Here is a 22234-nt window from a genome sequence, read left to right as displayed (position 1 = left end):
CGACCTGGGTCGACGCGCTGGCTGGTGTCCGGGGCAATTACTTTTTCACGCCCGAAATCTACGTGACGGGATGGGGCCTGGTCGGCGGCGGTGGCGCCGATCTCGATTGGGATGTCTCCCTGGCGCTTGGCTACAAGTTCACCGACACGATCTCGGCAGTCGCTGGCTACCGGGCGGTCGGTGTGAACTATAACAACGACGGGTTTGTCTTCGACGTCGTCGAGCAGGGACCGATTATCGGCGTCGCGTTTCACTTCTAGGCCGAGGCTTGCATAAGATCGTCGATCAATGGAGACGGCATCGATGAATGGAGCGGCTTACACTGCCACCCTGCTGGCGCTCGGGCTCGCTCCGGGGTTGGCGAACGCCCAGTCGAATGAAGACCTGGCGAAGACGCTCTCCAACCCGATCGCCTCGCTGATCAGCGTCCCCTTCCAGTTCAATTACGATCATGGTTACGGCCCGGACGATGGCGACAAGGCGAGGCTCGACATCCAGCCTGTCATTCATAATTGCGCAAAATCGCATGAGCGTAGCAGTTGCCCCAAATTGGCGAAACCAGCGGCGCGCGAGTGCGGCAACACCGTTGCATGCCACGTCTCGAGCTTCGAGGAGAGGCTTCGTCTCAGCCTGGTCCTATTCGCGCCGATAGACGCAGCGGTTGGCGATTGAGCAGCATGGAATCGCCGAATTCATGCGTGCGGTAGCGGTAGGCGGTTAGCGTTGCGGAGGCCGTGGCGAGCAGGGCATCTTCGGCAAACGCACGCAAGAGCTCGAAATGGCTTTCACCGGGCTGGTGGATGCCTGTGAGTATCGCATCGGCTACGCGAACCTGCGTGCCGCGTGCGATACGACCCGTGGCAATGCCATTTCCGGCACGTACGCTGCCGTCCGCATTGGCGGCTGCCTCAAGCGCGCGCACGACGCTCGTGCCGATCGCGATGATGCGGCTGCCACGGAGCTTCGCCCGCGCAACCTGCGCGGCTGCATGTTTAGGGATGCGATACGGCTCGTCGAAAGGAAGGCTCAGGTCGAGCGCCGGATCGCCGGTGGAAGAAACGCCCGCGGCATGGGTGAGAGTTGTGAAACCGACGGCGCGCCGACGCCAGGCTTGGAGCGTGCACCAGTCGAGTGCGAAGCCTGCCGATGGCGCCTCGAACGCGAAAGGCTCGGCGGCGATCTTCGTCCAAACATCCCACAGTACCATGGGTTCGGGAACATGCGCGTATTGGATCGGCCGACCATAGCACGCCAGTCCTGCAATCACCGCTGCGCGGCTGCCTCCGAAGCGCAGTTCAAGAAGGCGAGGATGGCTGAGAGGACGCTCTATCACGGCTTCGAGCGTGCCGAACCTGAGACGATCACCTGCTGACAGCGCAGGCGGCGGCCGCCGGTCTTCCGTACGCGTGCGGTGGTCGCCCGAGCCGAAAGCAATTGCTACGAAACGGGTAGGATCGGAACGCGACAGCCAGCCCGCCAGGCGGATCTCTATCGCCTTGCCGCTGGAAAGATGTTTCCCGTGCAGGCTGGCGGGCAAGGTCGCGGCGTCATTGGCCACCACCAGATCACCAGGATCGAATAGCGTCCCCAGTCCAGCGCGTGGCAGGTCGCGCATCCTGCCGTCCGCCTCGACGACGAACAGCCTGGCGGAGCGCCGATCGGAATGGTCGTCGGCAATCATGCTTGTTCCCCCTCGAGCCTGGCGCCTGCGGGAAACGTGTCGAGCATCTTTTCGATGATCTCGCTGGCGGCCAGCTCGGGGCTCTTCAAGGTCGATGGATCGGCGTCAGGAAGCGCCAGCGCGTGCAACGGGGTATCCATATCGCCTGGGTCGAGCGCGAGGAGCCTTATGCCGTCGGCTTTTGCTTCCTCGTCCCAAATCGCCGTCAGATGGGCAAAAGCGGCCTTGCTCGCCCCGTAGGCGCCCCAACCCGGATAGGCGTTCACCGCCGCATCGCTGGAGATGTTGATCACAAGGGCGCCGCGGCCTTCGCGTGCGGACGCGGCAAGCGCACCGAACAGGGCTTTCGTCAATCGGAACGCGCCGAGGAGGTTGACCGCAAGTGCCGCTTCCAGCTCCTCGCACTCGGTATCGGCAAGAAGCGCCAGAGGGACAGGACCGAGGCTCGACGCATTGTTGATCAGGACGTCGACCCCACCAAGGACGGCCGTAATCTGCATCGCGACCGGGTAGATGTCCGCCTTCTTGCCAACGTCGCCAACAATCCCGTATGCGCTCGTCTCGTCAGCGATGCGTTCGACGTTGGCAGCCGTTCGGGCGACGAAGGCCACGCACGCGCCGTTCGCAGTGAGCTGCCGCACAAGCGCCAGTCCGAGGCCGGACGTGCCACCGGTGACGGCCACGCGAAGCCCCTGAAAATCGATTTTCGTTTGCATCGTCGGTGCTCCTTCAATCAGCAAGGCACCATTGCTACAAGTTCAAGTTAACTTGAAGTCAAGGAGAATTCATGCTTACCTCGGTGCATGGATTCGATGCTGACCATCACCGAGGTGTCGCGGCGCGCCGGCGTCGCCTCGTCGGCCCTGCGTTTCTACGAGGATCGCGGGCTGATCGCATCCGAACGGGCTGGCTCGGGGCACAGGCGCTATCACCGGTCGGTGTTGCGCCGGATCGCCTTCATCGTCTTTGCGCAGCGCATCGGGCTGACACTCGAGGAGATCGGCGCCGAGCTCGGCAAGTTGCCGGCCGATCGCCTGCCATCACGTCGGGACTGGTCGCGGTTGTCGGGCGAGTGGGCAAAGCGCATAGACGAGCGCATCGCCGAGTTGCAGCGGCTGCGCTCCGGGCTTACCGAGTGCATCGGCTGCGGCTGCCTGTCGATCGACCGGTGTAGCCTCGCAAATCCTGCTGATGTGGCGGGACGCAAAGGGCCGGGACCACGGTATTGGCTTTTGTGAGCCGGTCCCCGGGATAGACGATACGGTGCCACAGGGCGGGCCGAGCAACCGCCAGCCGATATTGCGAATGCAGGCCGGCTCCTGCGGTTGCCCCTGCCTATGTGTTGGTGGCTATCGCCACCTGCGACGGTGTCGACATCGTTCGCCGCGCAATCGAGGCGCCGGTCCGCACGATCGTCGAGAACGCCGGCGTGGAGGGCTCGTTGGTCGTCGGCAAGCTGCGCGAGAGGAGCGAGTTCTCCGGCGTCTGCAATGCTCAGACGGGCGAACATGGCGATCTTTTTTTTGCGTAGGGCATGAGATTGATCCGACCAAGGTCTTCGCATCGTGCCGGGCGGGCGCAAAGAGACCTGCGCATTGCCGTAGGCGCCTCTGCCGTGACCCGGTTGCGTTATCCTGCCCCATGCAAGGGTCCGTTTTTTGGTGGCAGCAGCTCACTTCTAAAAACAGCCTTGCAATGTTTTTTCGCCGCGCCATAATATTTTTTGCACACGTGCTCATTTTTGTCACTCGGCCGTTACGCACGCCCCTTAGAGCGTAAATCGTTAGCGCTTTTCAAGGGACCTCGCGGGTGGCCTTCAATAATGGTGATGGCCCGCCAAGAGGTTCACACCGCTCTTCTGGGGAGACGAAGAAATGACTATTCTGCCAACATTGAAGTGCCTGACCGTCGCGGCTGCTATTCTGGCCTCGACTACCGCCCTGTCCATGGCAAAGGATGTCACCATCACCGTCTGGGCAGGCGGCACGGGGCCCAACGACGTCTACCGCCTCGACGCGATCGACATTGCCGCCGAGCAGCTTCAGCGCGAAGCCGCGATCAAGGGCGATGACCTCAAGATCAAGGTCGAGAAGAAAGCCTACAGCGGTTGGGAAGACTTCAAACAGGCGATGACGCTCGCCGCTGAAGCCAAGACTGCTCCAAATATTGTCGTCACCGGCCACGAGGACATCGGCCCCTGGGCTCAGTCCGGCCTGATCGTGCCGATCGAGGATTATGTCGACCTCGACTCCTGGCCGCTCAACGACATCTACGAAAACCTGATGACCATCGCCTCGTTCAACGGCACCGTCTACGGTATTCCGCAGGACGCGGAGTCCCGCCCGATGTTCTTCTGGAAGCCGTACATGAAGGCCATCGGCTATAGCGACGCCGATCTCGACGCGCTGCCAAAGAAGGTCCAGGATGGCGGCTACACGATGAAGAACGTGCTGGAAGACGCCAAGAAGATGCAGGACAAAGGCCTCGTCCAGGCCGGCTACGGCTTCTATCCACGCAATACGAATGGTCCTGACTATTGGCAGTTCTACACCAGCTTCGGCGGCAAGATGGAAGAGAACGGCAAGCTCGTCTTCGACAAGGCAGCAATGCAGCGGACCTACCAGTTCTTCGCCGACGCGGTGAAGGATGGCGTCACCAAGAAGAACCATATCGGCATGCCCGGCGATCAATGGTGGAAGGAAGTGGCTTCCGGTAAGGCGGGCATCTGGCACGGCGGCACCTGGCACTACGCCCGCTATGTCAAGCAAGAGGGCCTGAAGGACTTCTTCGGCAACGTCGTCTTCACGCTGATCCCCGCCGGCGACGGTGGCAAGCCCAACACGCTGACGCATCCGCTCGTCTATCTTCTGACCTCGGGTCACGACAAGGACACCACCGAGATCGCTGCCCAACTGATCAAGATTGCTTCCGAGCCGCGCATCAACGTGCTGCACGCGGTCAAGTCCGCCCATCTCGGCATTTCGAAGGCCGAAACCGAGATCGAGCTCTACTCCTCCGATCGCTGGACGCGTGAAGCCACCGAGCGCCTGCTGCCCTATGCTAACGCGATGCCCAACAACGCCGATTTCGGGACCTACTGGAACATCATGTGGAAGGGCCTCGAAGCATCCTGGACAGGCGCCAAGACGCCGGATGCCGCCGTCAACGATGTCGAGAGCGAGCTGAAAAGCACGCTTGGCGACAAGATCGTCATCCGCTGAGCAGCCAGGCAACTCTCCGGGCGGCAAGTCCGCCCGGACCCTTTGCGGAGACTTTCGATGAGAACGTCCAGAACGCTCGGGCTCGTGATGATTGCGCCAGCCGGGGCGATCATCCTGCTGTTCTTCCTGATGCCGGTCGTATTGACCGCCGTCTTCTCCTTCACGAGCATGACGACCGCCACGGGCATTTCGGGCGGCGCCTACCAAATCGCACCGAATTCGCTGGACGCGCTGAAGCGCGAAATGCCCGATGTCGTGCAGCAGTTGACTGAACCGCGCTACGCGATCGATGAGCAGGGCATCGAGAGCGTCGAGGCCCTTGGACTGGCGCCCGGCATTGCCGGGGAATTGCGCGAGAAGCACCTCGGCGAAGTCTTTTCCTCGCGACGCGAGGCTGAACGCATGATCAAGGATCTCGAGGACAGACCTTCAACCCGGGACGTCAAGCAGATCTCCGAACAGTTCAACCGTTCCGTCGCCAACTTGCGCTTCGCGAGCAAGGATGAACTTTTCGCCTCGCTCGACAAATTCGGTTTCAAACTGACGCCGGAAGAGAAGGAAGGCCTCGCCAGGGCAACCTATACCGGCTGGAGTTGGACCACGGAGAATTTCGCGCGCATCGCCTCCTCGCCGGATATGGCACAGATCCTCTTCAATACGCTTCTCTACGTCGCGTTAGTCCTAGTGTTGTTCAACACGACCTATGCGATGGCCCTGGCGATCTGGACGCATTACATGCCGGACATGCCGGCTGCGATCTTCCGGTCCATCTGGCTCCTGCCGCGCATTACTCCGGTCGTCATTTACGTGCTGATGTGGAAGTGGCTGGCATGGGATACCGGCTTTATTTCGGTGCTGATGGGCAAGTTCGGCTACCCACCGAAAAACTATCTTCTCGACAGCGCCTACCACGCTTGGTTCTTCGTGGTCTTGATAAACGGCTTTATCGGCGCCTCGATGGGAATGCTGGTCTTTTCCTCGGCACTGAGGGCCATTCCCAAGAGCCAATTCTTTGCAAGCGAGGTAGATGGTGCCAGCCGCTGGCAGCAGATCCGCTACATCATCCTGCCGCAAATGCGCTGGCCGATCCTGTTTGTCAGCTGCTATCAGACGCTTTCCCTACTCGCCTCTTTCAACGAAATCCTGCTTTCGACCCGCGGCGGGCCGGGCAATGCGACCGAGGTCTGGTCGCTTGCTGCCTACCACACAGCGCTCAACAACTACGCCGGCAACCTGGAGTACGGGCTCGGCGCAGCCATGGCGCTGGTGCTCGTGGTCATCGGTATCATCCTGTCGTTCGCCTATCTGCGTGTCTTCAACTACGCCTCGCTGGTTGCGCGGCCGCTCATCGAGGATTGATCATGGCGGAAAAGTCGCAACCATCTGTAAATTATCGCACCTGGCCGGTCATCCTGGCGCTCACGATCGTCAGTTTGCCGCTGGTGCTGATGTACATTTATCTCTTCATCGACACGATCACCGACAAGCAGCCTGCATCGCTTATTCCGGATTCGATCACCTTTCGCCACTGGTCCTTCCTCTGGCAGACACCACCCGGAAAACCCAACATCTGGCTGGTGACGCTGAACACGCTGATCTTCACAGCAAGCACGACAAGCGTCGTGCTGCTCGTCTCGTCGATGGCCGGCTACGTGCTCTCGCGGCTGAACGTGCCCGCACGCGGGTTCTTCCTCGCCGGCGTCATGGTGTTGCATGCCTTCCCGTCGGTGACGCTGATCATCGCGATCTTCATCGTCTTGCAGATGGTCGGGCTCTATAACTCCCTGATCGGCGTCATCCTGGTGAAGGCCGCCATCGACCTGCCGCTCGGCATCTGGCTGATGAAGGGCTTTTACGATGTCGTGCCCTGGGAGATCGAGATGGCCGGCGTTGTCGACGGGGCTTCGCGCTTTCGCGTGTGGCGTAGCCTCGTACTGCCGCAGGTGCGTCCCGCGATCATGGCCCTGGCGCTCTTCTCCTTCCTATCGGGCTGGGGCGAATTCATCCTGCCGCAGGTTCTGGCGCCGAGCGGACGGGTCCAGGTCCTGTCGGTCTACCTCGCGGGGCTGATTGCCGACGACAACAATTTCAATTTTGGCACCTTCAAGGCAGTGGGTGTGTTCTACGTGATCCCAGTGTTGCTGCTTTACGGGTTCTTCCACAAACACCTCATGAATATCTATGGAGGCGGGAGCAAAGGCTGATGCGGATCCTCCTCGACAATTTCTCGAAGAGCTTTGGCGCTACCAAGGTGATCGAGAACATGAACCTCGAAGTGGCGCATGGAGAGATGCTGGCGTTGCTCGGTCCTTCGGGTTGCGGCAAGTCGACGACGCTCTTTGCCGTTTGCGGCATCCATCGTCCGACCGGTGGCCGCATCCTTTTCGGCGACCGCGACGTGACCGATCTTCCGAGCCAGGCACGCAATGTCGGCGTCGTCTTCCAGTCCTATGCGCTTTATCCGCACATGACCGTGGCCGAAAACATCGGCTTTCCGCTGAAGGTCAAGGGGATGGCCCCGACAGAGACCCGCAAGGAAGTCGACCGCATCGCCGGCTTGGTGCAGATCGGCAATCTGATGGGTCGCCGTCCCTCCGAGCTTTCCGGCGGGCAACAGCAGCGCGTCGCACTCGCGCGCGCGCTCATTCGGAAGCCCGATGTCCTGCTTCTCGACGAGCCTCTCGCCAACCTGGACGCGAAGCTCCGGCTGGAGATGCGGTCTGAAATCCGCCGCATCCAGCAAGAGACGGGCATTACCGCCATTCTGGTCACCCACGACCAGGTGGAAGCCATGAGCATGTGCGACCGCATTGCCATCATGAAGGAAGGCGAGATCGTGCAGATCGCGACGCCGGCGCAGATGTATAACGACCCGCGCACCGCCTTCGTTGCCAGCTTCCTCGGCAACCCACCGATCACGTTCCTGCACGGCGTCGCATCGAAAGGTGCCTTTTCCATTCCCGGCAGCGAGATTGCAGTTCCGCTGCCGGCCTCGGTCAACGCCGGCGAAGGTGCCAGGCTGTTGCTCGGCATTCGCCCTGAACACTATAGTCCGGCGGGCGACGTCCGCGTGACCGGAACCGTAAATTTCGCCGAGACCCAGGGCCGCGAAAATCTCTACGACGTTCGACTGGCAGGCGGCCCGTTGCTGCGGTCTATCCAGCCCGCGCGCCATGACATCAAGATCGGCGACGAGGTCAGCTGGGCCATCGACAGCCGCAATGTGCTTGTGTTCGATGAAGACGGACGGAGGCTCTGATGCGACGCGATTTCTCGGCCTTCTTCGACCGCTACCGTTGGCCTGCGGGCAAGGGCCAGCTCCCCTTTTGCATCGGCCACCGTGGTGCCAGCGGTCACGCTCGCGAGAACACCCTCACAGCCTTCCGGTTGGCGGCACAGCTTGGTGCGGAAATGTGGGAACTCGACACACAATTGACGACGGACGGCGTGGTCGTCGTCTCCCATGACGATCACCTCGAGCGTGTCTTCGGCGTCGATCATCACATATCCGAGATGACGGCGGCCGAGCTTGCGGCATTGGAGGGGGTGGAGGTGCCGACCTTCGCGGCCGTCGCCGCCCTTGGTCGTGAAACCGGCACCGGCCTTTATGTCGAGCTGAAGGCGCCGGGAACCGGCATTCGTTGCTGGCACCATCTTCGGGAACACGACCAGCATTTTGCCTGCCTTGGCTCCTTCGATGCCGCGCAGGTCCGCGAGCTTCGCGAGGCTGGTTGTGATTATCCGCTCTCGGTGCTCGTCCGCGTCGGCCACGATCCGCATGCCATGGGTGACGAGGCGCGTGCTGATATCCTGCATCTTTGCTGGGAACGCGCCGGCGAGCGGCCGCAGGATCTGGTTACACCGGCGCTGACCGACCGCGTTTTCGCCGAGGGGCGCGAAATAGTCCTTTGGCACGAAGAGAGACGACCGATCCTGGAAGATATGATGAAACTGCCGGTGCTCGGCATCTGCACGGACCTGCCGGACATGATGCGCACGGCCTCGAGTGGGGAAGAAAGCCGTGGCAGACAAGGATAGGGGACCGCGTAGGGTCACGTCCTTCGATGTGGCGCGCGTAGCAGGCGTCTCCCGTGCGGCGGTTTCGCGCGCCTTTACACCGGATGCGAGTGTCTCGCCAAAGACCCGTGAAAAGATTCATCAGGCCGCCAAGGAACTGGGCTACCGCGTCAACTATCTGGCCCGCAGCCTGACGAACAAGCGCTCGGATCTCGTCGGCGTCGTCGCAGCGGGACTGGACAACCCGTTCCGTACGCTGCAGATCGAGCATCTGGCGCGTACGCTCATTTCCCGGAACTTCAGGCCGATCCTGCTGCCGACTTCGAAGGAGGCGGATACCTCGACCGTCATCGGCCAGCTACTGCAATATGCAGTCTCCGGCGTGGTCGTGACATCGGACGCTCCGCCGACGGAGATCTGCGAGCAGTGTGCCACCGAAGGCGTGCCGATCGTGCTGATCAACAAGGGCGACGACATTCCCTTCGTCGACCGCATCATTTCCGATGACCGCACCGCCGGGCATCTGGCCGCGGATCATCTGATCGATACGGGCGCAAGGCGCCTCGCTATGATCGCCGCGGCTTCTGTCTCATATACGGCGCGTCGCCGCAGCGATGCCTTCCTCGGCCGTTGCCGGCAGCGCGGTGTCAACGCACAACTGCTCACGGTTGCGATAAACGATTATCGATCCGGCTTCGACATTGCGCCCGAACTTGGCCCCCTGGCGATTGATGGGGTCTTCTGCGCCAACGATTACATGGCCTGCGGCGTCGTCGACCGGCTGATGTCGGGCCGCAGCCGCGATGATGCGCCCGAAATCCCAGTCATCGGCCATGACGACATTCCCCAGGCAAGCTGGGCCGCCTACGAGCTCACCACCATTTGCCAGCCCTGCGATCTTCAAGCCGAACAAGCGATTGGTTTGTTGATCAGCCGGATGGCAGAGCCCGACATGACGGCGCGTGTCGAATTCACGCCTGTTTCGCTGATCAAGAGAAGGACTGCCTGATGAATTCCGCATTCGATGCCGCAGCTCTCGATGCCCGTGCAGCGACCGCGATCGAGATCGCGCGCCGTGTTGGCCGAGACGCTGCCCGCTTTCGTGCCGACATGGGCTCGGGATTGAAGGTCGAGAACAAGGGCTTGCAGGATTTCGTTACTGTCGCCGACCGCAATGCCGAGCAGGCGATCCGCGACGGGCTGCTTTCGCTGTTTCCGCAAGACACCTTCATGGGCGAGGAAACGGGCGGCAGCGCAGGCAGCGCAGGAACCTGGGTGGTCGACCCGATCGACGGCACGACGAACTACATTCGCGGCTTCCGGCACTGGGGCGTATCGATCGCCTTCTGCGCCGAAGGACGGCTGGAGATCGGTGCGGTCTATGACGCGGCCAAGGATTCGGTTGTGTCAGCAATCCGCGGCCGGGGAGCCAACCGCGAGGGCGAACCTGTCCGTGCCGCGAAAACAAGCGATCCGGCCAATGCGATCTGCATCCTCGGCCATTCGCGCAAGACAAGCTTCGACGAGCACCTCGCCGTCTCCCGCCGCCTGCACGAGCGCGGCATGGACTACCGCCGCATGGGTGCTGCGGCGATCGATCTCATACGCGTCGCCGAGGGCGCGGCTGACCTCTACTATGAGCGCCACCTTAATGCATGGGATATGCTGGCTGGTGTGCTGATCGCCTCGGAGGCAGGCGCGAAGATTGCCATGCCAGAACTGCAAACCCTTCTCGATGACGGCGGTCCGGTCGTCGCCTGTTCGCCGGGGCTCGCCCGGGAGTTTGAATTTATCCTGGAAATCGAAGGACTGGCTTCAGCTGCCGGCTGATCCACGTCGCATATTGAACCACCGACAAACTCGGCGTTAAGCCCGCAGGTTCTATTTTCAGGCTTCTGGCTCCTGGTGACAGGGCATTGATCTGCGATATTCGCGGCGATCGGCAACGTTCGAAGGCGGCTTTTCGAGCAGAAGGTGGTCCTGCCGTGCCTGCGCTGGTATCTGAGCCAGGACCTGAGCTTGCGTGATCTGAAGGGAATGATGGTCTCCCGCGGCATCCGCGTCGTTCACTCGACGATCCACCGCAGGGTGGTGCACATTGCGCCTATGCTCGTCGATCTTCCCCGCTTTGAGAGGGATCGAACCGTGGACCTGGCGGTTGCGTTTAGAGTTTCTTTTGAACCGGTCAGGCACTGCAATCTTGGACACTCAGCGGAGCCGGCTCCATTCACTGGCGATCTCCGATCGAGGCGTCCTGTCACGGTATTTTTGCAACAAACCCGATATAAATGCAGATCGCTCTCGTGATACTTGCAAAGAGCGTACCAGCTCGCTAGTCACTCGGTTGGAACCGTTGTCAATTTTGGTTGCTGAAAGGACAAAAATCGTGCCGCAGACGGACATGGGAACCGGCAGTGTTGGTCGCAGAGCGCTTTGGTCCACCGTGGCGGTGATCGCGCTCGCGGTTGCTGGCGTGACCGCCGGCAAGTTCATGCTCGAAAAGGCGGCCGACAGCTTCCTTGTCGAGCGCGGCGGCAAGGCGAGCTCGATCGAAGCGGACTTTCTTGGACGCATTCATATGCGTGACGTTAAGCTACCCTTGGTTGATGGCGCCAGCGCGCGCGTCGCAGCGATTGACGGCAGGCCAACACTCTTCTTCCTGAAAGGCAAGCTCGACCTGAAAGGTCTTGAGCTCGACCTGGCAATGGGCAAGCTGTTGGTGCCGCAAGCAAGCGTCGAGGAACCCGATTTCGTCGCTGGCGCTCTGGTCAGGACTGACGATCAATCCAACCTGACGCCACTCAAACGCATTGAACGTTTTGCCGCAAAGCGTGTCTTGGCGCCAAAGGTTATGGTCAGCCAGCTGGCCGCCGGTTCCGAACAAGAGACTGTCTACAAGGATGTTGCTTTGGAAGACATCGCCGGCGGCCGCATCGCGCGCTATTCCGCCAGTGGGGCGAGCTTCAAATTTGCGCTGGAGATTCCCGATGGCGAGGGCGCGACGAAGCGGGAGGAGATGAACGGCTCCATGGGTGCCGTCACCGGAAAGGATTTTGACGCAGCCTATCTCGTGCGGATGTACGCGGAAAAGGCGGGGCCCGACGACAGGGAACCTAAACCGCTCTATGGCCCGATGTCTGTCAGGAATATTGCCTTATCGGACAATAAGTCGCGTTTCAGTTACGACGAGGTGCGCAGCAACGGCTTGAGCGTTCGCATGCCGGCCGAGCCACTTCTTGAAACGCTTCAGAAACTGCAATCCGCCAATCCCGAGGCACTGCCGCCGGCCGAGCGGCAGGCCTTTTTCAAACGTGTCCTTTCACTTGCCGACATCATCGGCAAGGCCGACATCGAGATGCTCGGTCTGAAGATGGAAGTTCCCGAAAAGGATGGCGGTGGCGACGGCAAGACGGTCAAACTGGCCATCGACAAGATGGCGTTCCAGCTTGATGGCCGTATCTTCGACGGCGCCCTGCACGGTATTTTCTTGGGCGAAGGCGCCGACTACGCCAAGGTCTCAGAGGCGAGCATCAAGGGCTTCTCCTGGGATCCGACCATGGAGGCGCTGACGACGCTGGCCGGATTGGATGACGATCAGATCGAGAACTTCCCTCTCACGAGGCTCATGCCGGAGTTCGGAACGATACGGGTGGCGGGACTGGACGTCGACATGCCTGGTTCGGAGGCGGCAAGTGCGCTGGACAACGAAATCGGCAAGGACGAACAAGGCGCAACCGGCAGCGAGACAGATCCATCTGCAAGCGCAGAGCCGTCGCCTGAGGCGCATTCAGCAAACGAAGTCGACAACCAGGACCAACCATTGAGCGAAGCACAGGCCGAGCAGGCTGTCCTACCTTCCGTTCCGGAACGCATTCGCTTCACGCTAGACAATTATGAGCTGGCATTGGGCAAGCCTTACAACGGCATCCCGACCGATGTCCGCATCAGCTATCGCGACCTCAGCGTGCCGGTTCCGTCCGACACTACGGACGAGGGTTCCAAGGCGCTGCGCAAACTCGGTTTTGACCAGCTTGTCCTTTCTTCCAATGTGGAACTGGCTTGGGATGGGCCGAATGAGAACCTCCTTGTCAAGGAGGTTTCTTTGAGCGGCAAGGACCTGGGCGGCTTTTCCTTCTCGGGGCTTGTGGGCGGTGCCACCAAGGACTTTTTCTCCGGCGACACGAACGCTGCGCAGATGGCGCTCTTCGGCCTCACGGCGAGGGAAGCCAAACTCAAGATCGAGGACAAGGGAATCGTGGCCAAAGGCATTAAGCTCTATGCCGATGAGAACAGCATGACCGAAGACAGTGTGCGCGGCATCCTTGTCCTGATGACGACTGCCGGCTTGCAACAGTTTGCGTCTACCCAGCCGAAGCTGCAGGAGGCTGCGAGCGCACTTTCGCAGTTCATCACCAAGCCCGGAACCTTCACCCTGACAGTCAAGGCCAAGGAGGCCGCTGGCATCGGTGCGCTCGAGCTGGCCGGGGCCATGGAGAACCCCGCACTGCTTCTCGACAAGGTCGATCTCGAAGCGACCGCGCAATAAGCGATAATTGGCCGGTGAGGCCTTAGGCCCTGGCGTCACCGGCTATAACGAGATCCTCCGCACTTTGAGGCAATTTCGCAAATGAGCTGCCGGTTTCGGCTCGAAACAGATGAAAGCGCGCGGGTTCGACGACGAGAGCAAGCGATGAGCGGTCTTTGATCGTGACGTGATCGGGCAGGTGGACGATCGTTGCCGTACCGCTACCCTCGACCATTCCATAAACATAGGTGTCGGTGCCGATGCTCTCAGCATAATCGACGTCCAAGCGGATCGGATACGCGTCTGCGCCGTTGCCTTTGGCGAGTTCGAAATGACTGGGCCGCACGCCGAGGATGACAGCCTCGCCGACGGTCGCCTCCCCGAGCTCTGCTGGAATTTCCAGACGACCGAAGCCCGGCACATCGACGGCGACATGACCCGGACCTGCGCCGGCAAGCGTTCCTTCAAAAAAGTTCATCTGAGGTGAGCCGATGAAGCCGGCGACGAACTTGTTGGCTGGCGCTTCGAAGAGCTCCAGTGGAGTGCCGACCTGCTCGACCCGTCCGGCGTTGAGGACGACGATGCGGTCGGCCATGGTCATCGCTTCGATCTGATCATGCGTGACATAGACCATTGTCGCGCCAAGCCGCTTGTGAAGACGGCTGATCTCCCCTCGGGTCTGCACGCGAAGCGCGGCATCCAGGTTGGACAGTGGCTCGTCGAAAAGAAACAGCTTCGGGTTCCTGACAATCGCTCGACCGATCGCCACCCGCTGCCGCTGGCCGCCAGAGAGCTGCTTCGGCCGTCGGTCAAGAAGAGGCTCGATTGCGAGCATTTTTGCCGCTTCGATCACGCGTTGGTCGATCTCGGCCCGGCTCATCTTTAGGTTCTCGAGACCGAAGGAAAGATTCTTCGCAACAGTCATGTGCGGGTACAGCGCATAGGATTGAAAGACCATGGCGATCCCGCGATCCCCGGGGGAGGCCGCCGTCACATCATTGTCGCCAATGACGACCTGGCCGGCGGTGACGCTTTCGAGGCCGGCTATAAGGCGAAGCAACGTGGACTTACCGCAGCCGGAAGGACCGACAAGCACGACGAATTCACCCTCGCCGACGTCGAGATCCACGCCGTGAAGGATCGCGTGATGGCCGAAGCTCTTCTTGACGTCCTTCAACTTCAGACCGGCCATTTATCCATTCCTTGTGCTGCATCTGGAGGCAACCACGGGCGCACCGAGCGGTCGAATGCCATCCCCTTTGTCGGCCCAGTTTGCGTGGAAGCAATTAGTTCGTCAAGATGACGAACGTAATTTTCTATGGCACCCGCCGGATCGTTTATCCCACCACGGATAGGATTTTCTCCGTAAACCCTCACTTGGACGGCGTGCCTCAGTTCCATCCGATCTTGGCGTCGCGGCCTATTGCGGTCACAGTCGCTGGCCCGGCGCTGGCCCCGGCGCTGGCACCGAGAGCGGCTGCGACTGGCACCGACACAGAGCGCAAAATCACAGTGGTGGCGGCGGGAGACGACGCTGTTCGGGCAAGGTCTGCGGCGAAAAGAGCAGATTGTGGACGTGATTGAGACCAATCGCCAACGCCCCGAGCAGGGTTGCCTTGCCACCAAGAACACTGGCCTTGACGTCGATTGCGCGGCGGCTTGCTTTCGCAATGCCTTGCCGAACGCGTTCGGCGATCAGCGGATGACGCCCGATACTGCCGCCGAGAACGACGGTCTTGGGGTCGACGATCGCGTTGACGGAAACGACGAGAAGTGCAGCGATGTCAGATACCTTGCCGATGACATCGACAGCGAGCGGGTCGTCATTTTCGGCAAGCGCCAGAATATCCCGTACCGGTGTATCCTTCGCGCCTCCCAGGCGGGCGTAAAGCTCGCTGATCCCCTGAGCGGCGATCGCGCATTCCAAGGCGCCGCGCTCAAGGCTGTCCTCGGCATACGGGTCTGCTCCGAACGGCATGTAGGAGATTTCGCCCGCCGCCCCGCTGGCGCCGCGCATCAGCTTGCCGTCCTGCAGCACGCCCAGCCCGATACCTGTCCCCAGCGAGATGAATGCCACGGAATCGATAGCGGTTGCGCATCCCTGCCAGGACTCGCCGATGACGGCTGCGTTGACGTCGTTTTCAAGGACGACAGGACAGCCAAGCCTGTCACTCAGTGTCCTGCCGATATCGATCCCTTCGATATCGACCAGATTCGGCGCCATGGAGAGAGCACCGGTGGCCGGGTCGACAACGCCTGGCGTCGCGATTGCCGTTACAAGCACCCGCTCCCGGGCGACACCCATGTCCGCAAGCACCTTCGCCAGCATTGCTTCCACCTGATCGATCAGGTGAAAGCCGCCGCGGCGATCGGAGGGATAGTCGATTTCACCGACAATGCTGCCGACAATATTGCCGAGCACGATACGTGTTGTCGTCGCGCCCATGTCGATACCGACAGCATATCCGGCGTCGCCATTGACCTCATAGGTAATGGCGGTTCGGCCGATGCGCCCGCTTGTGACGCCCTTTTCTCGAACCCATCCGGCTTCCTCCAGCGTCCGGATGACCTCGGACATCGTCTGCTTCGAGAGGCCTGTCATCTTGGAGAGCTCTGCACGCGAGGTGGGACCTGCGTGAAGCAGAACATCCATGACGGCGCGGACAGAGATCTGCCGCAATACGGGGGGCGCGTTTTCCGTTAGTGCCATGGTCGAGCCATCCCGCCAGATCCGTCTTCATCGTTGTACCGGTGATTTGCTTCTTCCATGAAAGCTCGCCGATTTCAAACTGCTTGTTGACAGTCTTCTGACGCACCAATAATAAATTCGTCAACCTGCCGAACAAATATCGCAGAGGACTGAGTTTGTCAAATATTTCAACCATTGCGTCTGGCTTGCGACGGGCACATCACCCCTATCGGGCAGAGGGTGCGGGAATCGTTGCCGGTGTGGATCTCGGTGGGACGAAGGTCCTTGTGGGTCTGGCCAATCTTGAAGGGCAGATTTTGGCAAAGGCCGAAGAGCCGACCGAACATGGTTCCGATGCACCGGTGCTGAGGCAAATTCCACGGATGATCATATCGCTGCTGGAACAGCATCGGGACCTGGGCCCTCTGCTGAAAGCTGTGGTCGGCGTACCGAGCGCCGTATCGCCGTCGACCGGGCTCGCTTCACTTTCTCCCCATCTGGCAATCCCAGCGGATCGGCCGCTTGCCGCGCTCCTTGCGACGGCCCTGCCCTGCCCTGTGGTGGTCGAGAACGATGTTAACCTTGCAGCTTACGCGGAGGCCACGCTCGGCAAGGGGCGCAATTGCGATTCCCTCGCATTCGTCGCCTTCGGAACTGGTGTCGGAATGGGGCTCGTCGTCGGTGGCAGGCTTTTCCGTGGTCAACATGGACGGGCGGGGGAACTTGGTTTGCTGCCGCTCGGCGCCGATCCGCATCAGACGGCACAGCACGCCCGCGCCGGCCTCTTTGAGGACCAGGTCGATTCACCCGCAGTGCGTAGCCTCTACGGCGATGGCACCGTGCCGGTGGCAGAGATCTTTGCTCGCGCCGCAGCCGGAGACGCACAAGCTGCCGCAGTCATCGAGACGCTCGCAAAATCGGCTTCGGTCGGCATAGCTTCCGTGCAAGCTCTCCTCGATCCCGCCCTCATAGTGCTCGGTGGCGGCATCGGCTCACAAAGGGAATTTGTCAACGCTGTGACGCGGCACCTATCGGTGCTGCTGCCATTTGCGACACAGATAGAGGCAACTGGCATTGGCCCGGAAGCCGGCATGCTGGGTGCTCTCATGCTCGGTCTCAACGGCCTCTCAGGCATTGAAAAACTTGAACAATGGGAGGCGGCCCAATGAGCGCGCCACAAACAATACGACAGATTCTGACGCCGCTCCCCGACGGACAGCTTCGTTCAGCAGAACCCGTGCTCGTCCCCTTCATGGCTCCGCGCCTGCAGGGCGATTGCCACCCAAAAGGCAAGATCGAGCTTTCGCTGTGGGGCTCCGGCAAACTGGCAAATCTGACTTTTTCCGGATGGAGCACGCCGTTCACCTATGCCCCGAACCGCGTTGGAGCGCATGGCGGGGGTCTTTATGTGGCCCAATCGGCGCCAGCGCTTTTCCTGAAGGGCGCAAAGCTCAGAACCTTTATTCCCGCCACGCGCTGCGCCTGGTGGGGCAGCGTGGCAAAACGCCAACCGGTGGAGCGGCAGGGCAGCCGCCGTATTGCCCGCACCGGCTGGGGCGTCGCCATTGCCGAGCAGAGATCGAGCGGGATATTCGTGACCGCCGGCGCGACGATGGAGGAAGCGCAAGCGGCTCTCAAGCTGGACGAGGCACAACTGATCGCCGAAGCGGATGCCTATGTAACGCGGTGCGATGCAATGCCGGAAGCGGATCCTTTGATGCGAAGCATGATCTCGCAGAGCCTGCATGCGGCCCTTTCCAGCATACGGCAGGACGAGCATGGCACCTTTGCCGGCCTTGCGGCCGGCCAGGCCTACAGCGCGCCGGCCCGCACGTACTATCGTGACGGCTATTGGACGCTCCAGGCCCTCCTCGACCGGGAACCCGAGGCGGTCCGCGCTCAGATCGATCTTCTTGCACGGGGCGTTCAGCCGAACGGAGAAGCGCCGAGCGGCGTCATCCTGACGGGCCCCGGACAGGCAGAAGAATGGGAGAAGGTGCGGCAAACCCATCCGAGGATCAAAGAGGAGCACCTTCGGCCTGGAGACTGGTGGAGCGATCACTTCGACAGCCCCCTCTTCTTTATCCTGACGATCGGCGACTATATCAGGACAACCGGTGACAGTACTCCCCTTTCGGTTTACTGGGACAAGGTGGTGACGATCTTCAATCGCTATTGCGGATTCGACGAGGCAGCAAACGGCTTGCCGATAAAGCCACGGCATGACCGCGACTGGGCCGACAATGTCTACCGCCATGGCTATGTTGCCTATGACCTCGGCTTGTGGATTGGCGCCCTCGACGTCATTGCGCAGCACGGCTCATTGCTTGACGAGGCGGTTGCATCAAGGGCGGCTGCCACGGCGCAACAGGCGCGCGCTTCACTGGACGGGGCGCTGTTGCAGCCGAGCGGCACCTACGCAGATTACGGGACAAAGGCGGATTTCGTCGAAGATCACCTGACACTTGACAGCCTGACGCTGCTTCGTTTCAAAGCGGTCTCTGTCGAAAGGGCAAAGAGCGTGCTCGCCCGCGTCCAGCAGACCCTGGAGAGCCGCAACAACAGCCAACAGCCTTACGGCGATTGGGGTGTGCTTTGCGCCTTCCCCCCATTCAAGCGTCCGAAAGATACGCGTGAAAAGTCCTATTTCGCCTACCGCTACCACAATGGTTCCGACTGGCCCTATCTTTCAGGCCTCTATGCCGAGCAGCTGCTAAACTATGGCCTTGACGGCGCCGACTACCCGCTCTTGCGCTGGTGGAAGACCTGCCTCGAGGAGGGCTGGATGGGCGCTGTCGAATATTTCTCGCCTCCGTGGGGTCGCGGTTCGCTGCTTCAGGGATGGAGCAGCATGCCGGCAGCTGCAGCACTTTCCTTCAAGCACAAATTGCCAGCGACAATCGGCTAGGTTTCCCCGACTGGCCGCCCTCAGGGGCGGCCTTTTTTCTTGTCGGAGCGTCATGCAGAAAAGCCGCCTTGAGGGCGGCTTTTGACGTTCGCTTGGTGTGGTGCAGTTCTATTCCTTTGTCGCGCCCGCCATCAGGCCGCTCATCAGCATGCGCTGCAACGCCGTAAACATCACAAGCACCGGCAGCACCGACAGCACCGACATCGACAACAGCCGCGGCCAGTTGATGCCGAAGCGCCCGACGGTGTTGGCAAGCGCAACCTGGACAGTCCATTTATCCTGATCGCTGATGATGAGGAATGGCCAGAGATAGTCATTCCAGCGCCATACGAGATTGAAGGCAAGCAGCGTGCCGATCGCGGGTATGGCAAGCGGTACGATGATCCGCCACAGGATTCGCCACTCCGGCGTCCCGTCAAGACGCGCCGCCTCCAGAAGGCTGTCTGGAATGTTGGTGATGTATTGGCGCATCAGGAAAACCCCGGTCGGGGTTGCCGCCGGCGCGATAATAATACCTGCCAGCGTATCGAGAAGATTGAGGTCGCGCAGCACCAGAAAGACCGGAATCATGATGATCTGCAGCGGCACCATCAACGACGACATGATGAGCAGGAAGAAAAGCGTATCTCCCTTGAACCTGAACTTCGCGAGCGCATAGCCGGCCATCACGCTGATGGTGACCGAAAGAAACGCCGAAAGCACTGAGACAACAGCGGAGTTGCGGAAGAAAACAAGAAACTTCGCGCGCGACACCGTATCGATGAAGTTCTGCAGCGTCGGCTGCGCTGGAAAGATGGTCGGCGGCCACTGGAATATCTCCTGCTGCGACTTCAGCGACGACAGGAACAGCCAAGCCGGCGGCATCACGAAGACGAACAGGGTGAGCGCGACGAAGATCAATCGCCAGGGAGTGTAGATGCGCGTCATTTTTCACCCCGCGATACACGTAGCTGGAAGATCGTCAGAAGCAACAGGATGATGAACAGCACCACGGACTGAGCGGCCGCGACGCCGGCCTGCATGGGCTTCTGGAAGGCGGTGTCGTAGATTGTCTGAATGAGGTAGACGGTCGCCTTGCCCGGACCGCCGCCGGTCAGGGAGACGACGAGTTCATAGACCTTGAAGGCCTCGATCGAGGACAGCACCAGAACGACTGCGAGCGTCGGCTTGAGGAGCGGAAGGGTGATATGGGTGAACTGCCGCCACTTGCTGGTACCGTCGATCGAGGCGGCTTCGTAATAGTCGATGGAAATTGCCGTCAAGCCGGCGATGAAGATCATCATGTTAAAGCCGGCTTGCGCCCACACCCAGGCTATGACGACAGCAACTTGCGCCAGCGTGTCCTGTTCCAGCCAAGGCACTGGAGCAATTCCAACCAGTGAGAGCAGGTAGTTGACCAGGCCGTTGTTGAGACCGAATAGCCAACGCCAGGCAACACCGATGATCAGCAGGCTGATCATGGAAGGGAAAAAGACAATCGTGCGCACCAGCGCAAACATCTTGGTCTGGGGTGACAGAAGAAGAGCCAGTGCCAGCGAGACGACGATGTTCAGCGGCACTGCAATGACAACGAAAAGGACCGTCTTGAGCAATGAATTCTGGAAATCGGCATTGCTTAGGAGCCCAACGAAGTTTTCCAGGCCGATATATTGCGGCACGGTACTTGGCACCTGTGGAACAACCACCACCCCCCGCTTGAAAAAGGCCATGAAGAGGCCCTGCACCAGCGGATAGAGCGTAAAGGTGACAAGCAGTGCCATCGTGGGCAGCATGAGCAGGTAAGGCCAGCTTAGGCTCGCCAGGCTGCCGAGCGGGCCTTTCGGCACCGGGTGGGAACCCAGTGCCGAACGGCTATCTTCTAGCATGGCCGTTGTCACTTTCCGGCCTCAAGCGAGGCATCGGCTGCCTTCTTGATCTGCGAAATGGCCTCCGCGGAGGAGATCTGACCGGCAACGGCCTGGGTGACGGCCGTCTTCACCGTACCCCAGACAGCCTGCATTTGCGGCCAGGCCTGGTCGGTTGCCGCGTAGGCAGGGCTGGCGTTCAGTTCGTTCTGCATTGCCTTGATCGCCTCGGTCGCGGCCGGGTTGTCATACTTGACGGCCGGCGCTTTCAGATTGGCCGGGATCATGCCGAAGGTCTTGGCATACTGCGCCTGGATGTCCGGCGAGGTGATCCATTTGATGAATTCAACGGCTTCCGGAAGATGCTGGCTGGTGTTGAAGGCGACGATATAGTCGCCGCCGTAGATTGACGACGCAACGGTGCCCCGCGGCGTCGGGCCGGCCTGCCATGCAAAATGCGCATTGTCGGCCAATCCGGCGATTTGCCAGCTTCCCGACATATAGGCCACAGCCTGACCAGCGGTGAAGATCTCCTTCGGATTATCAGAGCTTGCGCCGGTCCAAAGTCCAGGCGGCATCGCAGCCTTGGTGATGTCGATGAACTTGTCGAGCGTGCTCGTCCACGCTGCCTCATCCATGATCACCTTGACCGGTTCTTTCTCGGTATAAATGTGATTGCCGTACTGGTACTCGTGAACGATCCAGCGACTTGCCGAAACGTCCCACACCAGAGGATAACGGGTCCCCGACTTTTCGGCGACTTCCTTGATCTTCGGAATGAATTCATCCCACGTCCAGCCGGTCGCCTGATCCGGGATCGCAACGCCGGCCTTCTTGAAGGCATCGGCGTTCAGAAAGATGCCGGTCGAGGTCACGCGCAGCGGCGCGGCGATAACCTTGTCGCCGAGCTTGGCACCGTCGCCCCAGCCCTTGACGAAGTCATTGATCCATTCAGGGCCGATCTCCTTGTTGAGATCGACGAGGAAGGGGCGGATGACCGGTTCCATCGATGAGGTAAGCGACAAATCCGGCATGATGCCGGAGGCTGCATACTGCTGGAATTTCTGGACCATCCCGTCATAAGGGGTGATTTCGAGATCGAAGGTCGTGTCGGGATGCAGCTTCGTATACTGATCGAGCAGGGCGCGCGTGTTCGCCTCTTCCTGATCGTTGTCCACGTACCAGACGATTTTTAGTTCGGATGCTGCCGCCAGCGACATCGTCATCGCCATTGCAGCTGCTGTCATCATTAATGTCTTGAGCGGTTTCATAGGGTTCCCCTTCTTGGCTCCTCATTTTTCAAGAACTCAGCGAACGATCGGCCCACTATTCACTCCCTTGGGCGGACG

19 protein-coding genes and 3 pseudogenes are annotated in these 22234 nt (G+C 60.5%); 15 read left to right on the top strand and 7 right to left on the bottom strand.

The window, feature by feature from the left end:
- Positions 1-260: pseudogene (locus tag ATY79_RS15730) on the top strand (hypothetical protein); the annotation flags it as partial.
- 43 nt (positions 261-303) lie between these two features.
- Positions 304-507: pseudogene (locus ATY79_RS15725) on the top strand (transporter); the annotation flags it as partial.
- Between the two features lie 118 nt (positions 508-625).
- Here the strand turns inward: ATY79_RS15725 and ATY79_RS15720 are convergent.
- Positions 626-1681, bottom strand: a complete 1056-nt coding sequence (locus ATY79_RS15720) for an S-adenosylmethionine:tRNA ribosyltransferase-isomerase (protein WP_088704318.1) — start codon at positions 1679-1681, stop codon at positions 626-628.
- Positions 1678-2397: an SDR family oxidoreductase gene (locus tag ATY79_RS15715; RefSeq protein WP_088704317.1), complete on the bottom strand. Its 720-nt coding sequence runs from the start codon at positions 2395-2397 to the stop codon at positions 1678-1680. The genes ATY79_RS15720 and ATY79_RS15715 overlap by 4 nt, the downstream gene beginning before the upstream one ends.
- An 87-nt stretch (positions 2398-2484) precedes the next feature.
- Here ATY79_RS15715 and soxR point away from each other — a divergent pair, with 87 nt between their 5' ends.
- The 11 genes and pseudogenes from soxR to ATY79_RS15660 all read left to right on the top strand — a co-directional run bounded on the left by soxR (position 2485) and on the right by ATY79_RS15660 (position 13465).
- Positions 2485-2919, top strand: coding sequence for a redox-sensitive transcriptional activator SoxR (gene soxR, locus ATY79_RS15710; RefSeq protein WP_088704316.1), 435 nt, complete (start codon positions 2485-2487; stop codon positions 2917-2919).
- Positions 2920-3026: 107 nt separating this feature from the next.
- The gene (locus ATY79_RS15705) at positions 3027-3212 is read left to right on the top strand and encodes a hypothetical protein (RefSeq protein ID WP_141105726.1); all 186 of its coding nucleotides are present in this window, start codon (positions 3027-3029) and stop codon (positions 3210-3212) included.
- Between the two features lie 343 nt (positions 3213-3555).
- On the top strand, positions 3556-4902 hold the full coding sequence (locus tag ATY79_RS15700; RefSeq protein WP_088704314.1) for an extracellular solute-binding protein: 1347 nt from the start codon (positions 3556-3558) through the stop codon (positions 4900-4902).
- Between the two features lie 57 nt (positions 4903-4959).
- A complete protein-coding gene (locus ATY79_RS15695; RefSeq protein ID WP_088704313.1) occupies positions 4960-6261 on the top strand; it encodes a sugar ABC transporter permease in 1302 nt (433 codons plus the stop codon).
- Between the two features lie 2 nt (positions 6262-6263).
- Entirely contained in the window at positions 6264-7106 is an 843-nt protein-coding gene (locus ATY79_RS15690) for a carbohydrate ABC transporter permease (protein WP_088704312.1), read from the top strand.
- On the top strand, positions 7106-8161 hold the full coding sequence (locus ATY79_RS15685) for an ABC transporter ATP-binding protein (RefSeq protein WP_088704311.1): 1056 nt from the start codon (positions 7106-7108) through the stop codon (positions 8159-8161). Before ATY79_RS15690 ends, ATY79_RS15685 begins: the two co-directional genes overlap by 1 nt.
- Positions 8161-8940, top strand: a complete 780-nt coding sequence (locus ATY79_RS15680; protein WP_088704310.1) for a glycerophosphodiester phosphodiesterase — start codon at positions 8161-8163, stop codon at positions 8938-8940. The genes ATY79_RS15685 and ATY79_RS15680 overlap by 1 nt, the downstream gene beginning before the upstream one ends.
- On the top strand, positions 8924-9928 hold the full coding sequence (locus ATY79_RS15675) for a LacI family DNA-binding transcriptional regulator (protein ID WP_088704309.1): 1005 nt from the start codon (positions 8924-8926) through the stop codon (positions 9926-9928). The genes ATY79_RS15680 and ATY79_RS15675 overlap by 17 nt, the downstream gene beginning before the upstream one ends.
- The gene (locus ATY79_RS15670; RefSeq protein WP_088704308.1) at positions 9928-10749 is read left to right on the top strand and encodes an inositol monophosphatase family protein; all 822 of its coding nucleotides are present in this window, start codon (positions 9928-9930) and stop codon (positions 10747-10749) included. The genes ATY79_RS15675 and ATY79_RS15670 overlap by 1 nt, the downstream gene beginning before the upstream one ends.
- 108 nt (positions 10750-10857) lie before the next feature.
- Positions 10858-11061 (top strand): annotated as a pseudogene (locus tag ATY79_RS31545) (IS6 family transposase); the annotation flags it as partial.
- A gap of 244 nt (positions 11062-11305) precedes the next feature.
- On the top strand, positions 11306-13465 hold the full coding sequence (locus ATY79_RS15660; RefSeq protein WP_088704325.1) for a hypothetical protein: 2160 nt from the start codon (positions 11306-11308) through the stop codon (positions 13463-13465).
- A gap of 22 nt (positions 13466-13487) precedes the next feature.
- Here the strand turns inward: ATY79_RS15660 and ugpC are convergent, their stop codons facing one another.
- Positions 13488-14636: a sn-glycerol-3-phosphate ABC transporter ATP-binding protein UgpC gene (ugpC, locus tag ATY79_RS15655; RefSeq protein WP_088704306.1), complete on the bottom strand. Its 1149-nt coding sequence runs from the start codon at positions 14634-14636 to the stop codon at positions 13488-13490.
- A gap of 315 nt (positions 14637-14951) precedes the next feature.
- The gene (locus ATY79_RS15650; protein WP_088704305.1) at positions 14952-16154 is read right to left on the bottom strand and encodes an ROK family transcriptional regulator; all 1203 of its coding nucleotides are present in this window, start codon (positions 16152-16154) and stop codon (positions 14952-14954) included.
- Positions 16155-16309: 155 nt separating this feature from the next.
- Here ATY79_RS15650 and ATY79_RS15645 point away from each other — a divergent pair, with 155 nt between their 5' ends.
- Both ATY79_RS15645 and ATY79_RS15640 read left to right on the top strand, forming a co-directional pair.
- Positions 16310-17302 carry an ROK family protein gene (locus ATY79_RS15645; protein WP_245312381.1) on the top strand — a complete coding sequence of 331 codons (993 nt, stop codon included), beginning with the start codon at positions 16310-16312 and terminating at the stop codon, positions 17300-17302.
- On the top strand, positions 17299-19041 hold the full coding sequence (locus ATY79_RS15640; RefSeq protein WP_088704304.1) for a GH116 family glycosyl hydrolase: 1743 nt from the start codon (positions 17299-17301) through the stop codon (positions 19039-19041). Before ATY79_RS15645 ends, ATY79_RS15640 begins: the two co-directional genes overlap by 4 nt.
- A gap of 108 nt (positions 19042-19149) precedes the next feature.
- On the opposite strand, the gene ATY79_RS15635 is transcribed toward ATY79_RS15640, so the two are convergent.
- From ATY79_RS15635 to ATY79_RS15625, 3 genes are read right to left on the bottom strand one after another with little or no spacing between them, the layout of a single operon-like run.
- Positions 19150-19968: a carbohydrate ABC transporter permease gene (locus ATY79_RS15635; RefSeq protein WP_088704303.1), complete on the bottom strand. Its 819-nt coding sequence runs from the start codon at positions 19966-19968 to the stop codon at positions 19150-19152.
- Complete coding sequence (locus ATY79_RS15630; protein ID WP_245312380.1) at positions 19965-20906, bottom strand: sugar ABC transporter permease; 942 nt, start codon at positions 20904-20906, stop codon at positions 19965-19967. Before ATY79_RS15630 ends, ATY79_RS15635 begins: the two co-directional genes overlap by 4 nt.
- An 8-nt stretch (positions 20907-20914) precedes the next feature.
- Entirely contained in the window at positions 20915-22156 is a 1242-nt protein-coding gene (locus ATY79_RS15625) for an extracellular solute-binding protein (RefSeq protein ID WP_088704301.1), read from the bottom strand.
- Positions 22157-22234 lie beyond the last annotated feature (78 nt).

This window comes from Rhizobium sp. R693, assembly GCF_002211315.1.
Taxonomy (GTDB): domain Bacteria; phylum Pseudomonadota; class Alphaproteobacteria; order Rhizobiales; family Rhizobiaceae; genus Rhizobium.
This window is presented reverse-complemented; position numbering and strand designations above follow the sequence as displayed.

Bases quoted from the DNA above. Each gene is read 5' to 3' on its own strand.
- soxR (WP_088704316.1), top strand. From the start codon at position 2,485: ATGGATTCGATGCTGACCATCACCGAGGTGTCGCGGCGCGCCGGCGTC.
- ATY79_RS15690 (WP_088704312.1), top strand. From the start codon at position 6,264: ATGGCGGAAAAGTCGCAACCATCTGTAAATTATCGCACCTGGCCGGTC.
- ATY79_RS15630 (WP_245312380.1), bottom strand. From the start codon at position 20,906: ATGCTAGAAGATAGCCGTTCGGCACTGGGTTCCCACCCGGTGCCGAAA.
- ATY79_RS15625 (WP_088704301.1), bottom strand. From the start codon at position 22,156: ATGAAACCGCTCAAGACATTAATGATGACAGCAGCTGCAATGGCGATG.
- ATY79_RS15680 (WP_088704310.1), top strand. From the start codon at position 8,161: ATGCGACGCGATTTCTCGGCCTTCTTCGACCGCTACCGTTGGCCTGCG.
- ATY79_RS15650 (WP_088704305.1), bottom strand. From the start codon at position 16,154: ATGGCACTAACGGAAAACGCGCCCCCCGTATTGCGGCAGATCTCTGTC.
- ATY79_RS15720 (WP_088704318.1), bottom strand. From the start codon at position 1,681: ATGATTGCCGACGACCATTCCGATCGGCGCTCCGCCAGGCTGTTCGTC.
- ATY79_RS15685 (WP_088704311.1), top strand. From the start codon at position 7,106: ATGCGGATCCTCCTCGACAATTTCTCGAAGAGCTTTGGCGCTACCAAG.
- ATY79_RS15700 (WP_088704314.1), top strand. From the start codon at position 3,556: ATGACTATTCTGCCAACATTGAAGTGCCTGACCGTCGCGGCTGCTATT.
- ugpC (WP_088704306.1), bottom strand. From the start codon at position 14,636: ATGGCCGGTCTGAAGTTGAAGGACGTCAAGAAGAGCTTCGGCCATCAC.
- ATY79_RS15670 (WP_088704308.1), top strand. From the start codon at position 9,928: ATGAATTCCGCATTCGATGCCGCAGCTCTCGATGCCCGTGCAGCGACC.
- ATY79_RS15640 (WP_088704304.1), top strand. From the start codon at position 17,299: ATGAGCGCGCCACAAACAATACGACAGATTCTGACGCCGCTCCCCGAC.
- ATY79_RS15715 (WP_088704317.1), bottom strand. From the start codon at position 2,397: ATGCAAACGAAAATCGATTTTCAGGGGCTTCGCGTGGCCGTCACCGGT.
- ATY79_RS15635 (WP_088704303.1), bottom strand. From the start codon at position 19,968: ATGACGCGCATCTACACTCCCTGGCGATTGATCTTCGTCGCGCTCACC.
- ATY79_RS15695 (WP_088704313.1), top strand. From the start codon at position 4,960: ATGAGAACGTCCAGAACGCTCGGGCTCGTGATGATTGCGCCAGCCGGG.